14 protein-coding genes are annotated in these 21,386 nt (G+C 58.7%); 10 read left to right on the top strand and 4 right to left on the bottom strand.

Features of this window, described 5'->3' with window-relative positions:
• Positions 1-165: 165 nt before the first annotated feature.
• Entirely contained in the window at positions 166-483 is a 318-nt protein-coding gene (locus IEX40_RS10385) for a hypothetical protein (RefSeq protein ID WP_188747959.1), read from the top strand.
• Between the two features lie 153 nt (positions 484-636).
• Here the strand turns inward: IEX40_RS10385 and IEX40_RS10380 are convergent, their stop codons facing one another.
• Together IEX40_RS10380 and IEX40_RS10375 are read right to left on the bottom strand one after the other, a co-directional pair.
• Entirely contained in the window at positions 637-2,223 is a 1,587-nt protein-coding gene (locus IEX40_RS10380; RefSeq protein WP_188747957.1) for a methyl-accepting chemotaxis protein, read from the bottom strand.
• A gap of 239 nt (positions 2,224-2,462) precedes the next feature.
• Positions 2,463-4,718 carry an arginine/lysine/ornithine decarboxylase gene (locus IEX40_RS10375; protein WP_188747955.1) on the bottom strand — a complete coding sequence of 752 codons (2,256 nt, stop codon included), beginning with the start codon at positions 4,716-4,718 and terminating at the stop codon, positions 2,463-2,465.
• A gap of 166 nt (positions 4,719-4,884) precedes the next feature.
• Between IEX40_RS10375 and IEX40_RS10370 the strand changes: the two genes are divergently transcribed.
• The 9 genes from IEX40_RS10370 (at position 4,885) to opgC (ending at position 17,346) form a co-directional block, all read left to right on the top strand.
• A complete protein-coding gene (locus tag IEX40_RS10370) occupies positions 4,885-6,654 on the top strand; it encodes an acyl-CoA dehydrogenase family protein (RefSeq protein ID WP_188747954.1) in 1,770 nt (589 codons plus the stop codon).
• A 173-nt stretch (positions 6,655-6,827) separates the two neighbouring features.
• Positions 6,828-8,618, top strand: a complete 1,791-nt coding sequence (locus IEX40_RS10365; RefSeq protein WP_188747952.1) for a S8 family peptidase — start codon at positions 6,828-6,830, stop codon at positions 8,616-8,618.
• 297 nt (positions 8,619-8,915) lie between these two features.
• Positions 8,916-10,610, top strand: coding sequence for an AMP-binding protein (locus IEX40_RS10360; protein WP_188747950.1), 1,695 nt, complete (start codon positions 8,916-8,918; stop codon positions 10,608-10,610).
• An 11-nt stretch (positions 10,611-10,621) separates the two neighbouring features.
• Positions 10,622-12,775 (top strand): 3-hydroxyacyl-CoA dehydrogenase NAD-binding domain-containing protein, encoded by a 2,154-nt coding sequence (locus IEX40_RS10355; protein WP_229680703.1) that lies wholly within the window; start codon positions 10,622-10,624, stop codon positions 12,773-12,775.
• Positions 12,765-13,940 carry an acetyl-CoA C-acyltransferase gene (locus tag IEX40_RS10350; protein WP_188747946.1) on the top strand — a complete coding sequence of 392 codons (1,176 nt, stop codon included), beginning with the start codon at positions 12,765-12,767 and terminating at the stop codon, positions 13,938-13,940. The genes IEX40_RS10355 and IEX40_RS10350 overlap by 11 nt, the downstream gene beginning before the upstream one ends.
• Before the next feature lie 208 nt (positions 13,941-14,148).
• A complete protein-coding gene (locus IEX40_RS10345) occupies positions 14,149-14,628 on the top strand; it encodes a NifB/NifX family molybdenum-iron cluster-binding protein (RefSeq protein WP_188747944.1) in 480 nt (159 codons plus the stop codon).
• Between the two features lie 122 nt (positions 14,629-14,750).
• Entirely contained in the window at positions 14,751-15,335 is a 585-nt protein-coding gene (locus tag IEX40_RS10340) for a PhnA domain-containing protein (protein ID WP_188747942.1), read from the top strand.
• 2 nt (positions 15,336-15,337) lie between these two features.
• On the top strand, positions 15,338-16,228 hold the full coding sequence (locus IEX40_RS10335) for an AEC family transporter (protein WP_229680702.1): 891 nt from the start codon (positions 15,338-15,340) through the stop codon (positions 16,226-16,228).
• Positions 16,229-16,251: 23 nt separating this feature from the next.
• The gene (gene opgC / locus IEX40_RS10330; protein WP_188747941.1) at positions 16,252-17,346 is read left to right on the top strand and encodes an OpgC domain-containing protein; all 1,095 of its coding nucleotides are present in this window, start codon (positions 16,252-16,254) and stop codon (positions 17,344-17,346) included.
• Positions 17,347-17,362: 16 nt separating this feature from the next.
• Here the strand turns inward: opgC and mdoH are convergent, their stop codons facing one another.
• Together mdoH and IEX40_RS10320 are read right to left on the bottom strand one after the other, a co-directional pair.
• A complete protein-coding gene (mdoH, locus tag IEX40_RS10325; RefSeq protein WP_188747939.1) occupies positions 17,363-19,492 on the bottom strand; it encodes a glucans biosynthesis glucosyltransferase MdoH in 2,130 nt (709 codons plus the stop codon).
• Positions 19,489-21,018: an OpgD/OpgG family glucan biosynthesis protein gene (locus tag IEX40_RS10320; RefSeq protein ID WP_229680701.1), complete on the bottom strand. Its 1,530-nt coding sequence runs from the start codon at positions 21,016-21,018 to the stop codon at positions 19,489-19,491. Before IEX40_RS10320 ends, mdoH begins: the two co-directional genes overlap by 4 nt.
• Between the last annotated feature and the right edge of the window lie 368 nt (positions 21,019-21,386).

Raw genomic sequence — 21,386 nt, 5'->3', positions numbered from 1 at the left:
AGGTTCATATGTGTTTGAGTATGAACCTGAGTCGCATTTCGTCCAGAAACCACGCTTTTTACAGCGAGACAGTTAATTGGTCGTATTTAACAAAAATGTAATATTGGTGGCCGGTGCTCAGGGTAGAATGGCCTCCGCAAAATCACATTGAGCTGAGGATTTCCCATGAAGTTCAGCAAGGAAGAGAAAGCATTCGTCATGTGGTGGATCGATCGCCAGTTTGCGAACAATCCGCTGTTCCCGTCGAAATGCGCGGTCGACAACAAAGAGGGTAAGCCGAGCGTCAGCAAGGGCCATGTGAAGGCATACAAGGGCTGGTGTAAAACCGCACCCAAGCGTTCTCAGATTCAGGATTGGATCGACGAGTGGCTTAATAAAGAGGATCGCAAAGCGCTGAAAGAGGCGCTTGAGGCCTATCGTTTGAAACCCGAGTCCGTGGACATTACGGCAGAGCCCGACACCCACTCCACTGTGGGTGAATAAGACAGCTGGTCCGGTCGCACAGAATAATCACAACAAAGGCGACATACCCCAATCTTCCCACCTGTTCCGCTGATTTAATGCCCCGGTCCCCTGAGGGCGTGAGACGCGTCCGAACTCAGCCCCGGCAGGTCAATGTGCTATTGCAGAGGAGGGCTAAATGAGCTTTCGCTGCCAAAAGTTGACCGATAGTTTTCGCAGCTCCGTGGACAGCAGAGCCAGAGCCAGGGCAGAGGATTCGGTACTTAAACTCTCTTGCTGGAATAGATCTGAGCTGTCCCGAATGGCGGTCACGTTACGGCTGATCTCTTCGCTGGCGGCGCTCTGCTGTTCTACCGCAGATGCGATCTGGGTGTTGCGATCGCTGATGCCGTCCACGCTACCACTGATCTCCAGCAGTGCTTGTGCCGCCTCCTGTGCCTCGATTACCGCCAAGTCGGCCAACTCCTTACTCTCGCGTATCGCCGATACGGCAGCCAATGACTGGTCTCGCAGTTGAGTCAGCGTGTGTTGAACCTCTTCCGTTGAGTGCTGGGCTTTCATCGCAAGGGTTCTAACCTCATCGGCAACGACCGCGAATCCTCGTCCCAGGTCGCCTGCCCGCGCCGCCTCGATCGCCGCATTCAGCGCCAGTAGATTGGTCTGCTCGGCGATGGTATTCACCGAATCCATTACGTTGTTGATTTTATCGGTGCTGCTTTCCAGCTCATTGAGGATGGTCGCGGCAGTCGATATCTCCTGAGCCAAACGTTCCGTGCTCTGTTGGGCTTTGTGCACGCGGGTATGGCCGTTTCGGGCCAGAAGGTTCGAGCGCTGCGAGCTTTCCGCGCTCATCTGGGCATGCTCTGCCACCTCCTGAATGCAGGCGCACATCTCGGTCATGGCGGTGGCGACCTGGTCGGTTTCACTTTGCTGCTGTTGCAGGCTGAGCGCGCTTCGCTTCACCGCTTCGGCAACGCGGTCGGCGTTGGCTTTAAGCTGCTCCGATGAGTCGAAAAGTCGACCTGCGATAGCTCGAGCTTCGGTTTGCAGGCTGGTGATAACGAACTGCAGATGAGCGGCTTCGTCATCACGGCCGGTATATACTCGAGTGGCGATAGGGTCCTCCAGTATCTGGCGGCTCCAGCCGATCAGCCGGGCTACCCGGCGTACACTCAACACGCCGCCACCAGCGCTGAACAGCGCGATCGTCGCACAGACAAGGGCGATCATTTCCGGTGCCAGATCGGTCAGTAGACCGAGTAACAACATGATCGCAAAGGAGCAGAATCCGGCATTGAGCAACTGGCGCTCGATAAGGCTGATCGACCCGGGAAGTGATCTGCGCAGGGGCTTGTTGGCGTTGATGTGCCGGTAGATCTCTTCGGCACGCTTGACCTGTTCCGGTTCGGGCGTGGTCCTGACCGATTGATACTCGACGATCTGGCCCTCCTCCATCACCGGAGTGACATAAGCGTTGACCCAGTAGTAGTCGCCGTTCTTGCAGCGGTTCTTGACGATGCCCATCCAGGACCCGCCTGACTTTATCCGCTCCCATAGCTGGCCGAATGCAGCCGGCGGCATATCGGGATGACGCACGATGTTATGGCTGCTGCCGATAAGTTCCTCTTTGTTGAATCCGCTGATATCGATAAAGGCGTTGTTGACGTATGTGACTTGCCCTTTGAGATCGGTGGTGGACAGGATGTTGATGTTGTCCGGAAGCCGGACCTCCTTGTCAGTTACCGGTAGGTTTACCTTCATGATGCTCCCTTTTTTTTGTTGTTTACGAGCTGGTAGAGCCCACTTATGACGCTTACCCGTTTGATTTGCATACGGGAATGCCATAAGTGAATGCTAATAAATACACATTAAAAGTAGGTTAAATTTTTAGGGATGCAAGCAAAAAAATGTGCGGAATCTGACAATGGGGATAGCAGATGGAGAAAGAGCGCCGGATGGCGCTCTTTGGCTGGGTTTACGGCAGTCGGAAAGAGCCTGGGTCAGGCTTTGACCACGTCGACGAAATAGTGATCCTGTCCGTCGATGGCTTCACGCACCAGACCGTGCACATCGGTTTCGAATCCGGGGAAGCGCGAGTTGAAGTCGCGTGCGAACTTCAGGTAACTGATGATGGTCGAGTTGAAGCGCTCGCCCGGCACCAGCAGCGGGATTCCCGGCGGGTAGGGGGTGACCAGCATCGCCGTGACCCGGCCTTCGAGTTCATCGATCGATACCCTCTCCACGTCACGGTGCGCCATCTTGGCCCAGGCATCCGCCGGCGTCATGGCCGGCTCAATGTTGGATAGGTACATGTCGGTGGTGATGCGGGCGACGTTGTACTCTTTGTACACGCTGTGGATCGCACTGCACAGGTCGCGTAGACCGATACGCTCGTACTGCGGGTATTTGGAGGCGAACTCCGGCATCACGCGCCACATCGGCAGGTTGTGGTCGTAATCGTCCTTGAACTGCTGCAGCTCGGTTACCATCGAGTTCCAGCGGCCCTTGGTGATGCCGATGGTGAACATGATGAAGAAGGAGTAAAGCCCGGTCTTCTCGATGATGATGCCATGCTCGGCCAGATACTTGCTGACGATGGCGGCGGGGATGCCGTCGTCGTCGAATTCGCCGTTCAGGTTGAGCCCCGGGGTGATGATGGTCGACTTGATCGGGTCGAGCATATTGAATCCGGATTCGATGCGACCGAAGCCGTGCCAGGTGTCATCTTCATGGATTACCCAGTCGTCGCGATCGCCGACGCCCTCTTCGGACTTCGGCAACGGTCCCCAGACCTTGAACCACCAGTCATCCTTACCGAACTCCTCATCGGCCTTGTGCATGGCGCGACGGAAGTCCAGTGCCTCGTGCAGCGACTCTTCGACCAGTGCCTTGCCGCCGGGCGGTTCCATCATCGCCGCTGCCACATCGCAGGAGGCTATGATGGAGTACTGCGGGCTGGTCGAGGAGTGCATCAGGTAGGATTCATTGAATCTGTGCGTATCCAGCTTACGCTTGGTACCGTCCTGCACCAGAATCTGCGACGCCTGTGACAGGCCGGCCAGCAGCTTGTGGGTGGACTGGGTGGCGAACACCAGAGTTTCGTCCGACCGCGGACGGCCTGGGCCGATCGCGTGCATATTGTGGTAGAACTCGTGGAAAGCGGCGTGCGGCAGCCAGGCCTCATCGAAGTGCAGGGTGTCGATGGTATTGCCGAGCATGCCCTTGATGGTTTCCACGTTGTACAGGATACCGTCGTAGGTGCTCTGCGTAATGGTCAGGATACGCGGCTTCTTGTTCTTCGCCTTGCGTGCGAACGGGTTTGCCTCGATCTTCTTGCGGATCGTCTCCGGGTCGAACTCGCTCTTCGGAATCGGACCGATGATGCCGTAGTGGTTGCGGGTCGGCATCAGGAACACCGGTATCGCACCGGTCATGATGATCGAATGCAGGATCGACTTGTGGCAGTTACGGTCGACGACGACGATATCGCCCGGCGCTACGGTGGAGTGCCAGACCACCTTGTTCGAGGTGGAGGTGCCGTTGGTGACGAAGAACAGGTGGTCGGCGTTGAAGATGCGCGCCGCGTTGGCTTCGCTGTCCGATACCGGACCGGTGTGATCGAGCAGCTGGCCCAACTCATCGACCGCATTACAGACGTCCGCGCGCAGCATATTCTCGCCGAAGAACTGGTGGAACATCTGGCCCACCGGGCTCTTCAGGAATGCGACGCCGCCGGAATGGCCGGGGCAGTGCCAGGAGTAGGATGAATCACTGGCATAATCCATCAGCGCGCGGAAGAAAGGCGGCGCCAGACAATCCAGATACTTACGCGCCTCGCGGATAATATGGCGGGCGACGAACTCCGGCGTGTCCTCGAACATATGGATGAAACCGTGCAGCTCGCGCAGGATATCGTTGGAGATATGGCGCGAGGTACGGGTTTCGCCGTAGAGGAAGATCGGGATATCGTTGTTGCGTTTGCGCACTTCGGCGATGAAGTCACGGATCGCCTTCAGCGCCAGGTTTACATCCTCGTCGCTTCCGGTGCCGAACTCCTCGTCGTCTATGGAGAGGATGAAACATGACGCGCGGCTGGCCTGCTGAGCAAAGGAGGTCAGATCACCGTAACTGGTAAAGCCAACAACCTCCATCCCCTCCCTATCGATCGCTTCGGCAAGGTCGCGAATGCCGGAGCCAGAGATGTTTTCTGAGCGAAAGTCTTCATCGATGATGATGACGGGGAAACGAAATTTCATCCACTCTGCCTGTTTGATTATGAATTGAGTTTTACCAGTCGAAACCCGGTCGAAAACAGGCTGTAGTGTAGCAGCGAGTTGTTTAAGTATAAACGCGTCTACCCATTGCGGGGTATGGACAGCGGTCTATCCTGAAAGGCAATCGGGTTGCCGAGGAGCGATCGCCATGAGCGAGTACACCTATCCGCACAACGAAGCGCTGTTTCTGTTCAATCGGGTACTGCGGATTCCCGAGCTATGCCAACAGGCGGGCCTGGATGAGCTCAACGACGAGCTGATTTCAGCGGTACTCGGTGAAGCCGCGCGCTTTGGCAGCGAACGCCTGGCCCCGAGCAATCGCGACGGTGATCTTAACCCGGCTTACATGACCGATGATGGTGTGCAGGAGCCGTCGGGTTTTGCCGAACTCTACCGGGAGTTCTGTGACGCGGGCTGGCCCGCGCTGATTGCACCGACCGAGTTTGGTGGTCAGGGGTTACCCAACGTCCTGTCGGTTGCGGTACATGAAATCTGGAACTCGGCGAATCTGTCCTGGGCATTGGCGCCGCTATTGACCCAGGGCGCGATGGAGGCACTGGTGGCTCACGGCAGTGACCAGCTGAAATCACGCTGGCTGGCAAAGTTGGTCAGCGGGGAGTGGACTGGCACCATGAACCTGACCGAACCGGATGCGGGCAGCGACCTGGCAGCCTTGCGTACCCGCGCCGAACCTGAGGGTGACCACTACCGGATCAAGGGGCAGAAAATCTTCATCACCTGGGGCGACCACAAGATGGCAAGCAATATCGTGCATCTGGTGTTGGCCCGGCTCCCGGATGCGCCGCCAGGGGTGAAAGGGATCTCCATGTTTCTGGTGCCCAAGTATCTGCTCGATGAGAATGGTGAGCCGGGCGAGAAAAACGATCTGCGTGCGGTCTCGCTCGAGCATAAGATGGGCATTCATGGCAGTCCCACCTGCGTCATGAGTTACGGCGAGACTCAGGGCGCCATCGGTTACCTGGTGGGTGAGGAACACCAGGGGCTGGCCTGTATGTTCACAATGATGAATTCTGCCCGGCAGGCGGTTGGGTTACAGGGGCTGGCAGTGGCGGAGCGTGCCTATCAGGCGGCACGTCAATACGCCCGCGAGCGGGTACAGGGGGAGATCGACGGCCAGCGCGTCACCATCATCCACCACCCGGATGTGCGCCGGATGCTGGCACAGATGAAAGCGGCAAACGAAGCGATGCGGGCGTTGGCCTATGAAGCGGCCGCCGAGGTAGACCGTGCGCGGCTGGCCGGAGATGAACAATCTCGCGCCGCTCATGAGGCCCGTGTTGCACTGTATACACCCATCGTCAAGGGCTGGCTTACCGAACTGGCGCAGGAGGTGGTCAGTCTGGCCATGCAGACTCATGGCGGCATGGGCTACATCGAGGAAACCGGTGTTGCTCAATACGTACGCGACGCGCGTATCTTACCGATCTACGAGGGCACCACCGGTATCCAGGCGCTGGACCTGGTGGGGCGCAAAATATTGGCCGACCAGGGGCGGGCACTGGAGGCTTTGCTTGCAGATATAGATGCCAGCCTGGCCGCAGCTGACCGGGCAGGTGAGCGCGTGAAGCAGCGGATGGCTCAGGCGCTATCCACGGTGAGGGAGACAATTGCGCTGCTCATGGAGGGAGGTGAGAACGATCCTCTGAGCGCTCGGGCCGGCTGCGTTGGACTGATGATGCAGCTCGGCTACTTGTGCGGCGGCTGGATGCAGTTACGTGCCTCTCAGTGTGCCGGTGAGCTTTTACTGCAAGGGGAGGGGGACGAGCCGTTTCTCATGGCTCGGCAGCTCAGTGCCGAACTGTACGCCGACTTGCTGCTGCCGCGCAGTGAATCGCTGAAATATGCAATCTTGACGAATGCGTCAGCTTTAATGGCGATTGGTGAAGAGCAGTTTTGAACGGTCTGTATCATAAGGTTTACAACTTGAGAGCATTTAAGATGAAAAAGTCTCTAGTTGGTTAATAAATGAGGAACATGGCCGAATATTCGGTACAGGCGTGCTGCGATTTTGCTCTAAAATTCTAAATACCGAAGCACGAACCGTCTCATAACTGAATTGGGAAGTAAGCCATGAAGTATCGTTACCCGCTGGTGCAAGCTCTTTGTGTACCTCTTGCGTTCTCCAGCATGGCAATGGCCGCCAATACCCCCCCAACGCTAACCGACCAGGTGATTGTTCGTTTTTCCGATCCCTATACCGACGGCGAGTTGAAGGCCAACGGCTTGTCCCAACAGATCGGTAAGCATCTGGAGTTTGTACGCGAGACGGCTTCGGGATCATACGTCTACAGGCTTCCAGGCAAGGAGTCCCTGCCGCAGGTGAGAGGCTATGCCCAGGCGCTGATGGCGACCTCGGGGATTAAGTTTGCCGAAGCCGATCAGATGATGTTTGGCGTGGCGCTCCCCGATGATCCTGTTGAGGGGGTCACCAGCAGCGGCACCGACATCTACAGTCTGCAATGGCACTACCAGGAGGCAACAGGCGGGATGGATGCCCCCGCTGCCTGGCAAGAGCTCGGCGCTATTTCGGCGCCTGCGACTGTTCGCGTAGCGGTGCTGGATACAGGGTATACCGAACACCCCGATCTGGTCGGCGAGGGCCAAAACGGCGGTAATATCGATGTGGCCAACGGCTATGACATGATCTCCAGTGCTTTCGTTGGCAACGATGGCGATGGTCGAGATGCCGATGCGCGGGATCCGGGCGACTGGGTATTTGTTGGTGAATGTGGCGGCCCCTACTCGTCATACAGCAGCTGGCACGGCACCCACGTAGCAGGCACCATCGCCGCTATGACCGATAACGGCGTCGGCGTGGCCGGCATCGGTTACAACCTGATCAAGGTCGTACCCGTGCGTGTACTGGGTAAATGCGGTGGTTATACCTCTGATATCGCCGATGGCATCCGCTATGCGGCCGGTCTGCCGGTCGGTACGCTCGAGATCGGCACGCCGGCACAGGTTATCAATATGAGCTTGGGTGGCAGTGGCGCCTGCGCGCCTGACTCCGAGTTCCAGCTTGCCATCAATGATGCAGTTGAAGCCGGTACCACCGTGGTGGTCGCTGCAGGCAACTCCAATGCGGATGCCAAGAATTACTCGCCCGCCAGCTGCGCGAACGTGATTAGCGTGGCGGCGACCGGCCGAACCGGCGCCAGAGCGTACTACTCGAACTACGGCGACGTGGTGGACCTCGCGGCACCGGGCGGAGATATGAGCAGCGCTGGCAGCGATGGTGTGCTCTCGACCCTTAATGATGGTACAACCGTGCCGGGAGAGCCGATCTACGCATATTACCAAGGCACCAGTATGGCTACGCCGCATACGGCGGCGGTATCGGCGCTGCTCTACATTGCCAATGAGGGTATTACACCGGCTGAAGTGGAAGGGGTACTGAAAGGGACTGCCCGTGATTTCGCCGAGGGGGCCTGTGCTCAATGCGGCAGTGGAATCCTTACCGCAGGTGAGGCGTTGCGCAATGCCGATGGAAGTGCGATTACACCGGAGCCGATCCTTCCGGCCGCCCCTGACCTGCTCACTGCTATGCTTTTGGCGGATGGCAGCGTCAGTTTGTCCTGGAGTTATCAGAGCTCGAACGAGAGCGGTTTTATTGTCGAGCGCAGCAAGAAAAACAAGGGCAATAGTTGGTCCGGCTATACGGTAATTGCACAGACAACCGGTAGCGATACCTGGTTTGCCGATGCCCCCGCTGATGGCACTTATCGGTATCAGGTGAGAGCGTGGAATGATGTCGGCAGCTCCGCAGCGTCGAATATCGCAGAGGTGAAAGTTTCCAGCGGCTCCGGCAGCGATGGCGGCTCTACGGGAACCTGTAAGGGTAACGGACCCAAGTGCCGTTGATCAATCCGGCGTCATCGCTCGATACTGTCTGTTGAACATAGTATAAGGGCCGCGAATGCGGCCCTTTCTCATTCCTTGCTGTCGATATTCATAATCATCCGTTTTAACCCTTGTCCCGATTTCCCAGCTATCGTCATGCCCATCCTTACGGGCCACCATTGCCCGATTCGCAGGACACAACATCGGTGTCACTAAAGCGTGACAGGGCAGTAGATGGGGCTAAGCTGTAGTTAAGGCGGGAGGGGCTTTCGTGATGCCCACTGTCTCCTGAATCAATACAACTATAGAGATTCAGCCATGAACGTCAGGTATCGACCCGAATCAGCCCTACCCAAAGAACTCAATCGGCCCGATTATTCCAGTCTGCTCGACTTCATCGATGAGGTATGCAGCAAGTACGCCGCGCAACCCGCGTTTACCAGTTTTGGCCGTACGCTCGATTTCGCTGAACTCGATCGGCTGTCGGCATCCTTTGCCGTATACCTGCAGCAGCATACCGATCTGCAGCCCGGCGACCGTATCGCCATACAGCTGCCCAACCTGATCCAGTATCCGGTGGTGCTTTTCGGTGCCTTGCGGGCCGGTTTGGTGGTGGTCAATACCAACCCGCTGTATACCTCGCGGGAGATGGAGTACCAGTTCATCGATTCGGGCGCCAAGGCTCTTGTGATCCACAAAAGCATGGCGCACAAGGCGCAGGGGATTCTGGATAAAACCGGCATCCAGCATGTTTTCGTGACCCAGGTGGGGGATCTGCACGGCTTCGTCAAGCGCACGCTGATCAATGCCACGATCAAATATATCCGCCACATGGAACCGGACTACTATCTGCCAGGCGCGCTTGGGCTCAGGGAGGTGCTGTTGAAACATATCGGAGAACGGCCCAGCCCGGTCGGCAGTTGCGGTACCGACCTTGCGGTGTTGCAGTACACCGGTGGTACCACCGGGGTTGCCAAGGGGGCGATGCTGACCCACAACAACCTGCTGGCCAATCTGATGCAGGGCAGTGAGTTCATCAACGCCGGGGGAACAGGCTGGGCCCGTACCGTGGTGTTGCCATTGCCGCTCTATCACATCTATGCCTTCACTGTGGCTCAGATCGTCATGGCCTCGGGCGGGCATGTGGTGCTGATCGCCAACCCGCGCGATATCGATGCTTTGGTGCGCGAGATCAAGCATTGCAACATGAGCGCTTTTATCGGTCTGAACACACTGTTCAATGCTCTGTGTAACCGTGAATCCTTCCGTGAACTCGATTTTTCGGAGCTGGAACTGACCCTTTCCGGAGGCATGGCGCTGACCCACGAGGCAGGGGAACTGTGGCAGAAAGTAACCGGCTGTCCTGTGGTCGAAGCTTACGGCCTGACCGAGACCTCACCGGCCGTTTCGATCAATCCGCGTAATGCGATTCAGTCCGGCACCATCGGCATTCCCCTGCCCTTTACCGAGGTGAAGGTGATCGATGAACAGGAGCGTGAGGTGGCCGACGGTGACAACGGTGTGCTCTGTGTGCGTGGCCCGCAGGTGATGGCAGGATACTGGCAGCGCCCAGAGGATACGGCGCATGTGATGACCAGCGATGGCTTCCTGAAAACCGGCGATATCGCCACACGGCAGAGCGATGGCTACCTGCGCATCATCGATCGTGCCAAGGATGTGATCATCGTGTCCGGCTTCAACGTCTATCCAAATGAGGTGGAGGACGTGGTGACCTCCCATCCGGAGGTGATGGAGTGCGCTGCTATCGGCGTACCAGATGAGGATAGCGGCGAGCGGGTAAAACTGTTCATCGTCAGTAAATCGGCGACGTTGGATCGAGCGGCGGTACGGGAGTGGTGCCGAGAACATCTGACCGCCTACAAGGTGCCACGTGAAGTGGAGTTCGTCGATGAGTTGCCCAAGTCGCCTGTGGGCAAGGTGATCCGCCGCCACTTGCGGGAAAGCGATAATTCGGTAGAGGACAGTATCGAGGCGGGAGCTGCAAAGAGGTAACCGAGATGTTGATGCAGGGGCAATACGTACGCGTTGTGTCAGTGGGCGACGGCCTCTACGAGCTGGTGTTCGACAATCGACTGGATGACGTCAATACGCTGAGTCAGGCCTGTATCAACGAGTTCGGCGACGCCGTCATGTTGCTGCGTGATGCTGAGGGTTTGCGCGGTGTCGTGATCAGCAGTGATCATGAGGATTTTATTCTAGGCGGTGATGCCAGTGAGTTTGACCAGCACGCTCGAATGCCCAATCACGAGTTGATTGCTCTGCTCGAGGAGATGAAAAACTGGCTGACACGTCTTGAACAGTTGCCGGTCCCCACCGTTGCGGCATGCGGTGGTGACGCGTCGGGGGGGGGATTCGAATTGACCCTGGCCTGCGATTACCGCGTCATGAGCAGCGATGCGCGCGTGCGCTTGCCCCACGTACGACGTGGATTGATACCGGGATGGGGCGGTACGGTTCGGTTGCCTCGTGTAGTCGGTCTGGATAGTGCCATCGACTGGATCTGCACGGGTCGGTATGTCGATGCCAGGGAGGCGCTGCAAACGGGGCTGGCGAACGTCGTTGTATCCCCCAGCCACTTGCGTGAGGCGGCCCTCGACCTGCTAAGGCGTTGTGCTGACGGCGAATTTGATTTTCAGGCCCGGCGCCAGAGCAAGCAGCAGGCGCTGCCTCTGAGTAAGCTGGCGCTGACGCTGGCGGTTGAATCGGCACGTGGTCGGATTGCCCGTATCGCCGGCAAGCACAATCCGGCGGCAATTAGGGCATTGGATACCCTGCTGCTGCAGGCGCCATTGTCTGTGGAACAGGCGATGGAGGTCGAAGCCCAGCACTATGCCGAGCTGGCGGGGAGTGAGATCACGCCCGCACTGACAAGCCTCTTTCGCAGTGAGTTGCAAACCAAACAGCGAGCACGGGCTGAACTGAAACGATCGGATTTCAAACGGGTGGGCGTGCTTGGCGCCGGGGTTATGGGTCGGGCAATCGCGGCGCAAGCCGCTCTGAGTCAGATGCGTGTCGTGATGTTGGATGCCAAAGATCAGCAGTTAGTTGATGCCATGGAGGAGATATCCAGCAAGCTGTCTCGTTTGGTCGAACGGAAAAAGCTCGATGCTGAAGAGCGGGTCAGGATCTTGACCCGTATCCGCCCAGCACTCAGTCGAGAGGAGTTTGTCGATGTGGATCTGGCGATAGAGGCAGTGATCGAGGACCCGGGGGTTAAGTCCGCCGCACTGTTGGCTGTCGAAAAGTATCTGCCCGAGCATGCGATCCTGGCGACCAATACGTCGGCAATCCCGGTTGGTGGGCTGGCAAGGGGGCTAAAAAGACCTGAGCAGTTCTGCGGTATCCATTTTTTCAATCCTGTCTCCACCAAGCCTCTGGTTGAGGTGGTCCGTGCCGCGAAAACCTCGGATGAGACTGTCAGGCGAGCACTCGGCTTCGCCAAAGCGATGGGCAAGACACCGGTGGTTGTGCGTGACTGCCCGGGTTTTTTCGTCAACCGGGTGTTGCACAGCTATCTGCAGGGGTTTCTGTTTCTGCTTCGCGATGGTGTGGATCCTTACCGAGTCGATAGGCTGATGGAGGAGTATGGCTGGAGCCTTGGTCCGGCGCGTACGTTGGATAAACTGGGCATCGATACGTCGCTCAACGCCAGCCGAATGCTTGCCGCTGCCTATCCCGAGCGCCTCTCTTTTCCGGGAGAGAGCGCGCTTGATCGCCTGCGCGTGCTGAGACGGCTGGGACGAAAAAGTGGATTGGGTTTCTATCGCTATGTTCACGGGGCCAAGTATAAGGGCCTGCCCGATCTGAATTTTACAGCAGAGCTCGAAGATCTGGTGGTGAGACATCAGGAGGTGAGCGATCGGGAGATTATCGAGCGGATGATGATTCCGCTGAAGATTGAAGCGGCCAGGGTGCTCGAAGAGGGCAATATAGGTTCGCCGGCCGAAGCGGACGTGGCGTTGGTGTTGGGGATAGGGTATCCGGCGTTTCGCGGAGGTGCCTTTTTCGCTCTGGATCGAGAGGGGCTGGGGCGATTTGTGGCGAGATGCCAAAAGTACAAGGACCTGGGGCCTATCTACCTGCCAGGGCTGCAGCTAAGGGAGATGGCGAGCGGTGGCCGCAGTTATCGGGAGTGGGGGCAGCGCCATGAGGCTTAAACCGACCGATGTTGTGGTAATTGATGCGGTGCGCTCGCCCTTGGGGCGCCGGGGCGATGGCTGTTTCCGCGAGTTAAGCGCCGCGCGGCTCAGCGCGTCGGTGGTTGATGCGCTGCTCTTGCGGAATCCAGCGCTGGATCCCGACGCGGTAGAGGATCTGATCTGGGGTTGTACCAATCAAGCTGCGGAGCAGGGCGGCAATTTGGCGCGAATTGCCCTGCTGCTCTCCGGGTTGCCGCAAACCGTTCCGGCGCAAACGGTGAATCGCCTGGCGGCGTCATCTATGACCGCATTACACATCGGTACTCAAGGGATACGTAGCGGTGCCGGAGACTGCTACATCGTTGGTGGCGTCGAGTGTAAAGGGGGGGCAACGCTTAACCACGAACTTGACCCGATCTTGGGACGGGTAACGGCGCGGGCAGCAGCTCGTCCGGCGGCGGTGGCTGAACTTCTTGCCCACACCCATGCCATCGACAGGCAGTTACAGGACAGCTATGCGCTACGCTCCCACGAGCGCGCTCGTCGCATGCAGCGGGATGGCGACTGGGAAGCGGAGCTGGTTTCAGTTGAGGGGGTCGATGAGCATGGATATCTGCGCCAGATTCGGCACGACGAGTGGCTGCATCATGGGATAGGTCGGGAGCAGCTGGAAGCGTGCAAGCCCGTGCTGACCAACAGGGATGGCGGCAGTGTAACGCGTGGCAATATGGCCCCGCCGGCCGATGGTGCATCTGCATTGCTGTTGATGTCGGCGGAGAAAGCGCGGCTGTTATCGTTGAAGCCGAGAGCCCGGGTGCTGGCAATGGCGGTTACCGCCTGCGATCCCGCTGTGGGCGGACTGGGTGTAATCACGGCGGTAGAGAAACTGCTCGATCAGAGCGGCCTGGCGCTTGCCGATATCGATCTGATTGAGCTGCATGAGGAGAGCGCGGCGCAGGTGCTGGCGGTGCTCAAGGAGCTGGAGCTGCTGAATAAGCTCGATGACCGGGTCAACCTTTGTGGCGGTGCCATCGCGCTGGGTGATCCTCCCGGCTGCTCGGGGGCCCGAATCTGTACCACGCTGTTGCACCAGATGCAGCGGCGGGATGCGGGGCTGGGCCTGGCACTGGTCAGTGCCGGAATGGGGCAGGGGGTCGCTACCCTGTTCGAGCGCCTGAACTGACCCCGTGGGGCTGTCGGGTTTACGACAATTTACCCGTCCATGGCCCTCCTCCTGGCTCGACGCGTTTATCTGGCTGAGCCCATCTATCTGAAATTCAATAGTTATTTGCCTGTCTATCGCTTGCATCTCTCTGGTGCAGCCTTTGCAGTATTGGTCTATACACCCAAGCCCGCCGTTATCGGCCAGAGTCGCCGTCAGGAGTTAGAGTATGAAAGCAGAGGTCGCTTTTGAGTGTGTCGCTGATGCCATTACCAACGACCAGGCGCTGATCGTCGCCTTTGCCTCCCAGGAGGGGGATATGGTCGACCAGCACTTTGGATCAGCGCAGGCGTTTTATGTTTGGGCGGTAACGGCCGACAGCGCCGAGCTTATTGCCAGTCAGGATTTCGGCTACGAGAAAAAGGATGGTAACGAGGACAAGCTCAAACCCAAGATGAGGTTTTTGGTGGGCGCCGATGTAGTGTATTGCGGTTCCATCGGCGGCTCCGCTACCCGACAGTTAGTCACTTTGGGCATCAACCCGATCCAGGTCAAGGGCGGTCCCGACGTGGAGGAGCTGCTTGAGGATCTGCAGCTTCAGCTTAACAGTGAGGAACCCGAATTCTGGTTGGCCAATATCATCAAGCGCAAGCGCAGTGGTGGAGAGAGCCGTTTCGACGACATGGAGGGTGAGGGCTGGGACGAGTAGCCTGCCTGCTGCAGATCCCGAGCAACGGTTAGCCGCTGAAACTTAACCTCATTTAGGGCATAATGGCGCGCTTTCCGTGGGTGCTTCCCGTGCCCGGTTTCCCGACAGTAAGGCATATCGATATGAGTATTGAACAGGCGTTGATCGAACGTAGCGGCAACCGTTGTGAACTGTGTAGCTCCGAAGCAAATCTCTCGGTGTATCAGGTACCGCCGGTGACCGAAGAGAGCGAAGACCGCGCGCTGTTGCTGTGTGGCAAATGCCTGGGTGAGGTAGAATCCGGCGAGGCGCTGGATGTTAACCACTGGCGCTGCCTGAATGACAGTATGTGGAGTCAGGTGCCAGCGGTTCAGGTGATGGCCTGGCGTCTGCTGACCCGCTTGATCGGCCAGGCCGAAATCTGGGCCAGTGATCAGCGTGACCTGCTCTATATGGACCCTGAGCTGCAAAGCTGGGCGGAAGCGGGGCAAGCGGGTAGTGATGGTGAAAGTAGCGCAGCGACGCTGGATAGCAATGGCACACCGCTGGAAAATGGTGACACGGTTACCCTGATCAAGGACCTACCGGTCAAGGGTGCCGGTTTCACCGCCAAGCGCGGTACGGCTGTGCGCAACATCTCCCTGACCAATAATCCTGAGCAGATCGAAGGTCGAGTCAACGGTGTCCGTATCGTGCTGTTGACCCAGTACTTGAAAAAGGCCAACTGATCTTGCTCCAGGCCTTCCTGCTCCCGATGCTGCCGGTCATCCTGATTGCGGCATTGGGGGCGATTCTGAGTCGACAAACCGACTGGCTGAACAACCCCGCTTTAGGCACATTGGTCACCAATATCGGCCTGCCGGCGCTGTTGATCCATTCGCTGCTGAAGATGCAGATCGACCTGGGCGGCATGGGGCAGTTGTTGGCGGCCATGGCGTCGGCGCTGACCCTTATCGCGCTGGTAACCTGGCTGCTGTTGTGGCTGACACACCTTCCTGTGCGTGACTATCTGTCGGTACTGACCAATCCGAATACCGGCAACCTGGGAATTCCGGTGGTTTATGCGCTGCTCGGCGAACAGGCTCTGGCGCCGGCGGTGGTGATCTCGTCGGTGGTGACGGTCAGTCACTTCACCCTCGGGGTGTCGGTGATGTCCGGTCGCTTCAAGCCGCGAGAAATGCTTAGAAACATGCCGGCGATCGCGTTACTGGTCAGCGCACTGCTGATCGGCTTTCAGATCGAACTGCCGGCGTTTGCGATGCGCACGCTTGACCTGCTCGGGGGCTTTACCCTGCCGGTAATGCTGTTACTGCTGGGGCGCTCGCTCGGCAATCTGCGCCTCGGGCACTCGACGCGCTGGGGACGGTTACTGGCGATGGCGCTGTACCGACCGGTTGTCGGGGCGTTGGTGGCGTTTTTGGTTACACGCCTGTTTGGCATGGCGCCGCTGGAAAGTTTGACGCTAATGATTCAATGTGCGATGCCAACGGCGGTAATCAGCTATATACTGGCTACCCGATACCAGGGGCCGGTCGACGATATCGCGGCACTGATCATACTGTCTCTGCCTTTTTCGTTAGCCACGGTTGCCCTGTTGAACATCCTGTTTTCTCCTGTTTGATACCTTAATTAGAAGCGCCCAACATGTCGGCCCCTGCACTCGTGCGTGATCGCCGCCTGGACACCCTGCGTGGGGTGTTTCTGGTGATTATGCTGATCGATCATCTTGGCGGAATTATCGCCAGTTATACCTACCAGCCATTTGGCTTCATGTCGGCGGCGGAGGGCTTCATCTTTCTGTCCGGGTTGATGTTCGGGCAGATCTACGCCCGCTATGTGGATGAGCCGTCGAAGCTGGTTCGTCGCAGTCTGGCCCGCGCCTGGCTGATCTACCGTTACCACGCCACGATGGTGCTGTTGCTCGCGGCACTGGCGCTGCTGCCGTTCTTCGATTCGCTCTGGTACTGGGCATTGCGGCCCTACCGGGAGGAGCCGCTGACCACCCTGCTGGCGATGCTGGCGCTGGTTCACCAGCCAGGCTACCTGGATATCCTGCCGATGTATGTGCTGTTCGTGATGATCTCTCCCAGCATACTGCGGGCACTGCATCAAGGCCGCGCTCTGCTGGTGGTGGGGGGAAGCGTCATGCTCTGGTGCGCCGGGCAGTGGGTCGATCCGCTACGCGACCTGTACCAAACCCGTGGGATTCAGCTTCACCCCGGGTATTTCAACCTGTTCAGCTGGCAGGTGCTGTGGCTGGCGGGGCTGACGCTGGGCTATGCACGCCTGACCGGCGTGAGCGCGGGCTTCGTGCGCGAGCGCGGCCTGCTCTGGCTTGCCCTGGCCTGTGCCTTGGTGCTCTGGGTATGGCGGCGGGAGTACGTTCAGCCGGGTCCATTTATCACGGCGCTGTTGGATAAACCGAACCTCGGCCCACTACGGCTGTTCAACTGCATGCTGTTGGTGCTGATCGGCTGGCGGCTGATGAACCGGTTCCGGCTTGACCAGTATCTACCGTTCTTTGAACTGCTGGGCCGGTACTCAATTCAGGTGTTCAGCTTCCACGCGGTGCTGCTCTACACAATGCAATACACGACGGGATCCGTGCGTGCTCAGGGGGGCGGATGGTTTAGCCTTTACACTCTGGCGCTGGTGTTCTGCCTGTTGATTCCGGTGATTGTGACCCGGCGTTTGCATTGCCAACCTAACCGGCATCTGCTCACGGGCCGGTTAGGCTAGTTGATTGAAATAGACCTCAGGCAGCGCTTAGTTTGCGGCAGGGCAGCGCCACCAACTGCTGAAACAGGAAGGGGGTCGCCAGCACCAGGGATAGCTCGGTGCTGCTGAGCCATACCAGTGCCTGCTGGCGGCTCCCGGCATCGAGCAGCTTGACCCGGGCCAGTGCTGCATTGGCCTGGAATCGTTCGCTGTCCTCCTCCAGTGCCGGGTCTGGCGTCAGCGCCAGGTGACGGGCCACCAGTTCCGGCGAATCGAGTAACTGCTCTACAGTTGGTGTTACGGCAATCTGTTCTTCGTACCAGGGCAGCAGATCATCCTTGAGCGCAACGACGCTGGGCGCCTGGGTCTCTTCAGGGGTGCGAAGAATCCCCACGCGCTTGAACCAGGCCCCAATGCCCAACGATCCGGTCAACGCCGAGAGCGGTACCGCCAGTACAAGGCCGAATATGGCCGGGGATAGCCAGGCCAACAATGCCAGGGAGTTGGACCAGGCGATCAGCGCCAGCAGGATGCCGGCCAGGGTGTGCCAGCGGTGGCGGTAGATCAGCTGCAGCCAGGGCAGGCTGCCATCCTGGCGCCGTTGCGGGTTCCAGCCGCTGTCACGACCGAGCAGGATGGAGGCCACGGCACCGCAGTGGATACACATCATGATTGGCGCAATGGCCGCGGATACCAGTACTTCGGTGACTATGCTGCCGCTCAAGCGAAACAGTCCGCCGGCGGATCGGCGCAGCCGGTTCGACAACAGGAACAACAGGCTGCCCAAAATCTTCGGTACAAACAGTATCAACATGGTCAGGATGAACAGGCGCACGGCTCGGGGTGCGTCCTGTCTCGGCCAGGTTGGAAACAGAGAAAAGTCGACCCCAAAGTATTCCGGGCGGATGTACTGTGCCTGCAGGGCCAGGGTAATACCGACCAGGATCAACGCCAGCCACAAGGGCGAGGAGAGGTAGGACATGATGCCGGTCAGCAGGTGCATGCGACTGATCCAGTGCAGTCCGCGGCTGCCGATCACTTTGATGTGCTGCAGGTTGCCCTGGCACCAGCGGCGGTCGCGTATCGCCAGATCGAGAATGGAGGGTGGACACTCCTCGTAGGACCCGGGCAGGTCGTCGGCGATCACCACCTTCCAGCCGGCCCGGCGCAGCAGCGCGGCTTCGACGAAGTCGTGACTCATGATGGTGCCGCCGAAGGGCGCTTTGCCTTTGAGGCGAGGCAGTCCGGCGGCGTTCATGAACGCCGCTCGGCGGATTATCGCATTGTGGCCCCAGAAGTTACCCTCGGGGTTGGTCCAGCAGGCGAGGCCGCTGCCGACGATAGGTCCGTATACTCTGTTGGCGAACTGCTGCAGTCGGGCGATCAGGCTGGTGCCGTTGATCAGGCGCGGAATGGTCTGGATCAAACCCGCTCCCGGATCCTGTTCCATGCGGTAGACCAGCTCGGTCAGTGTAAAGGCGGACATCAGGCTATCGGCATCGAGGACAACCAGGTAGTCGTAGTGCGATCCCCAGTGGCGACAGAACTCGGCTACGTTGCCCGCCTTGCGGTCGATGTTGTAGCGACGTCTGCGGTAGTAGATACGGGTTTTCTGACCCAGGCGCTGGCGCAGCAGTGTGACCGCCTGCTCCTCCTCCAGGGCCCGTCGAGGATCGCGGGTATCACTCAATAGTACCCAGTCAAACCAGTCTGCTGCACCACAGTTGACCAGCTCCTGCACCATCGCTTCGACAGCCGCAGCCAGATGGGCGGGGTCTTCGTTATAGCAGGGCAGCAGTACCGCGGTGCGGCCACGGGGGCGGAACAGTTCATGGCGTAGCGGATTACGCAGCTGGCGGCACTGCCGCACAAAGCCGAACAGAGCGCTGACCGCGGCCAACGCGATCCAGCCAAAGGTGGAGATGAACAGGCCCAGCATGGCGTATTCCAGCGGGGTGGTGCCGCCGAGTGCCAGTACCGAGTACATCTCGTAACTGCCGAGCCCGAGCAGCGCGGCAGCGGCACCGAGCAGGGTCCAGCGCCGCAGATGCTGCTTTGACGTGCGTGGCGTGACGATCGCCTGCGCGTCCGGACGTTGCCGCAGGTTCTGCGCGGGCATCGATGCCGGGCGCAGCATCGGCATGCCCGGTTCATGCCTAGTGGTCATCGCGCGGTCCAGCGATACAGCCAGGTCTCCGCTGGGCGCTGATCGTCAAAGTGCAGCTCCAGCCGCAGTTCAGAGAGGGTCTCCTCCTGTGGATCGAACTCGAAGCTGACGCGGTACCCATTGTTGACCGGATTCTCCCTTACCACCAGATTGCGCGTCGTACCGGCCGAGCTGAACAGCCGGGCCGTTGGCAGCATCGAAGGTTTATCGTCGCTGGGCACCGGTATGTTGTAATCGACCACGAATAGACGGCGCGGGGTGGCACTGGCCACGTCGGCGCGGCCGCTACGAGTGGCCTGTACGCGCACCTCGCCCGGCTGCAGCCGCGGCTCAACGCCCCAGGTCAGGCGATAGGAGTAGCTATACTGGCTGCCAGCAGCAATCGGTTCCGCCGGCTGCCAGAAGGCGACGATATTGTCATGGATCTCGGCGTTGGTCGGGATCTCGGTCAGTACCACGGCGCCGCGGCCCCAATCGCCCAACGGTTCTACCCACAGGGTGGGGCGCTTCTCGTAGTGCGCTTCCAGATCCTGATACTGAGCATAGTTGCGGTTGCGTTGGATCAGACCGAAGCCGATCGGCGAGGTGTCGAGAAATGCGCTGATCTGCAGTGAGGCCGGATTGGCCAGCGGTCGCCACAGCCGTTCACCACGGCCATTGACCATCAGCAGACCGTCGGAATCGTGCACCTCGGGGCGGAAGTCGTCGATCTGTTCGCGACCATTGAGCGAGAAGTAGTACATGCTGGTGCCCGGTGCCAGGCCCACTTTGGTCAGGTTGACGCGGGGAAACAGGGTAGCCTGCACATCCATGACGGTGTTGACGCCCGGCCGGATGGTAAAGCGGTAGGCACCGGTCACGCTCTTGCTGTCGAGCAGGGCGTGGACAACGACGGAGTTGGCCAGATTGCTCGGTTTCTCCACCCAAAAGGCTTTGAATACCGGAAACTCTTCACCCTCAGCTGCGCCGGTTTTAAGTGCCAGGCCACGCGCGGATAGTCCATAGACCTGATCCCGCCCCAATGAGCGGAAGTAGCTCGCGCCCTGAAATACGACCAGTTCGTCCCAGACACTGGGTTTGTTCAGCGGCGTGTGCAGGCGCAGGCCTGCATAGCCGATATCTTCCAGCGGCAGATTAAACTCGAAGCGGTTGTCGAGCGTGAACTGCTCCGGGTCATAGGCCAGATGGGTGGCTTGGTCACCCTCTACCAATGCGATCTCCACCGGCTCACTGTAATAGAAGCCTCGATGGAACATCTGCATCCGATAGGGCACGGCATCCTCGGCCCAGATCGCTTTTTCCGGTCGGTATCGGATAGCGCGATATTGGTCGTAGGTCAGATTTTTAATGGATTCCGGTACCGGAGTCGGTACGGTTTTAAATGGGCGCTTTGCCAGCTCTCGGGCGATATTTTGCACCGTATCACGGGAAAACTCGCCGGTTTTGGCAAACTGCACGGCAGCAGCGGCCTGCTGTAACAGTGTTACTGAAAAGATCAGCAAACTGGCCAGAAGGGTTCGGTACATTCTAATGCGACCGCTCGCAACAAGCGGTAAAGCTCTGTAATTGGAAGTCATGCGTAGTTCGCGTCTCGGGATCACAATCTCGTTGTCTGGCGATCTCGACGGTGGTGCAGACACCAGCAGGGAGCGCGCCAAGGATATGCATACTTGCGACGAACAGTTTTTAAGGCCAAGGCTAAGTAATTATTGTGCCTGTCCCTGCCCGACGTGATTTGACACGTGGGAGGAGCGGATCTGGGGGGCAGACCCAACAGGCAGCCCTATTATACGCCGATTTCTGCAGTGCAATAGATATCCGCCACTAAAAGTGGTAACGATTTTGTAAGTCTGTTTACTGCACCGGCATTCGCCCTAACCCGTTGGCGGTCAGG

The organism is Marinobacterium zhoushanense (assembly GCF_014641945.1).
In the GTDB taxonomy this organism is placed as follows: domain Bacteria; phylum Pseudomonadota; class Gammaproteobacteria; order Pseudomonadales; family Balneatricaceae; genus Marinobacterium_D; species Marinobacterium_D zhoushanense.
Note: the sequence above shows the minus strand (reverse complement) of the source record. Positions and strands in the feature narration are given on the sequence as shown.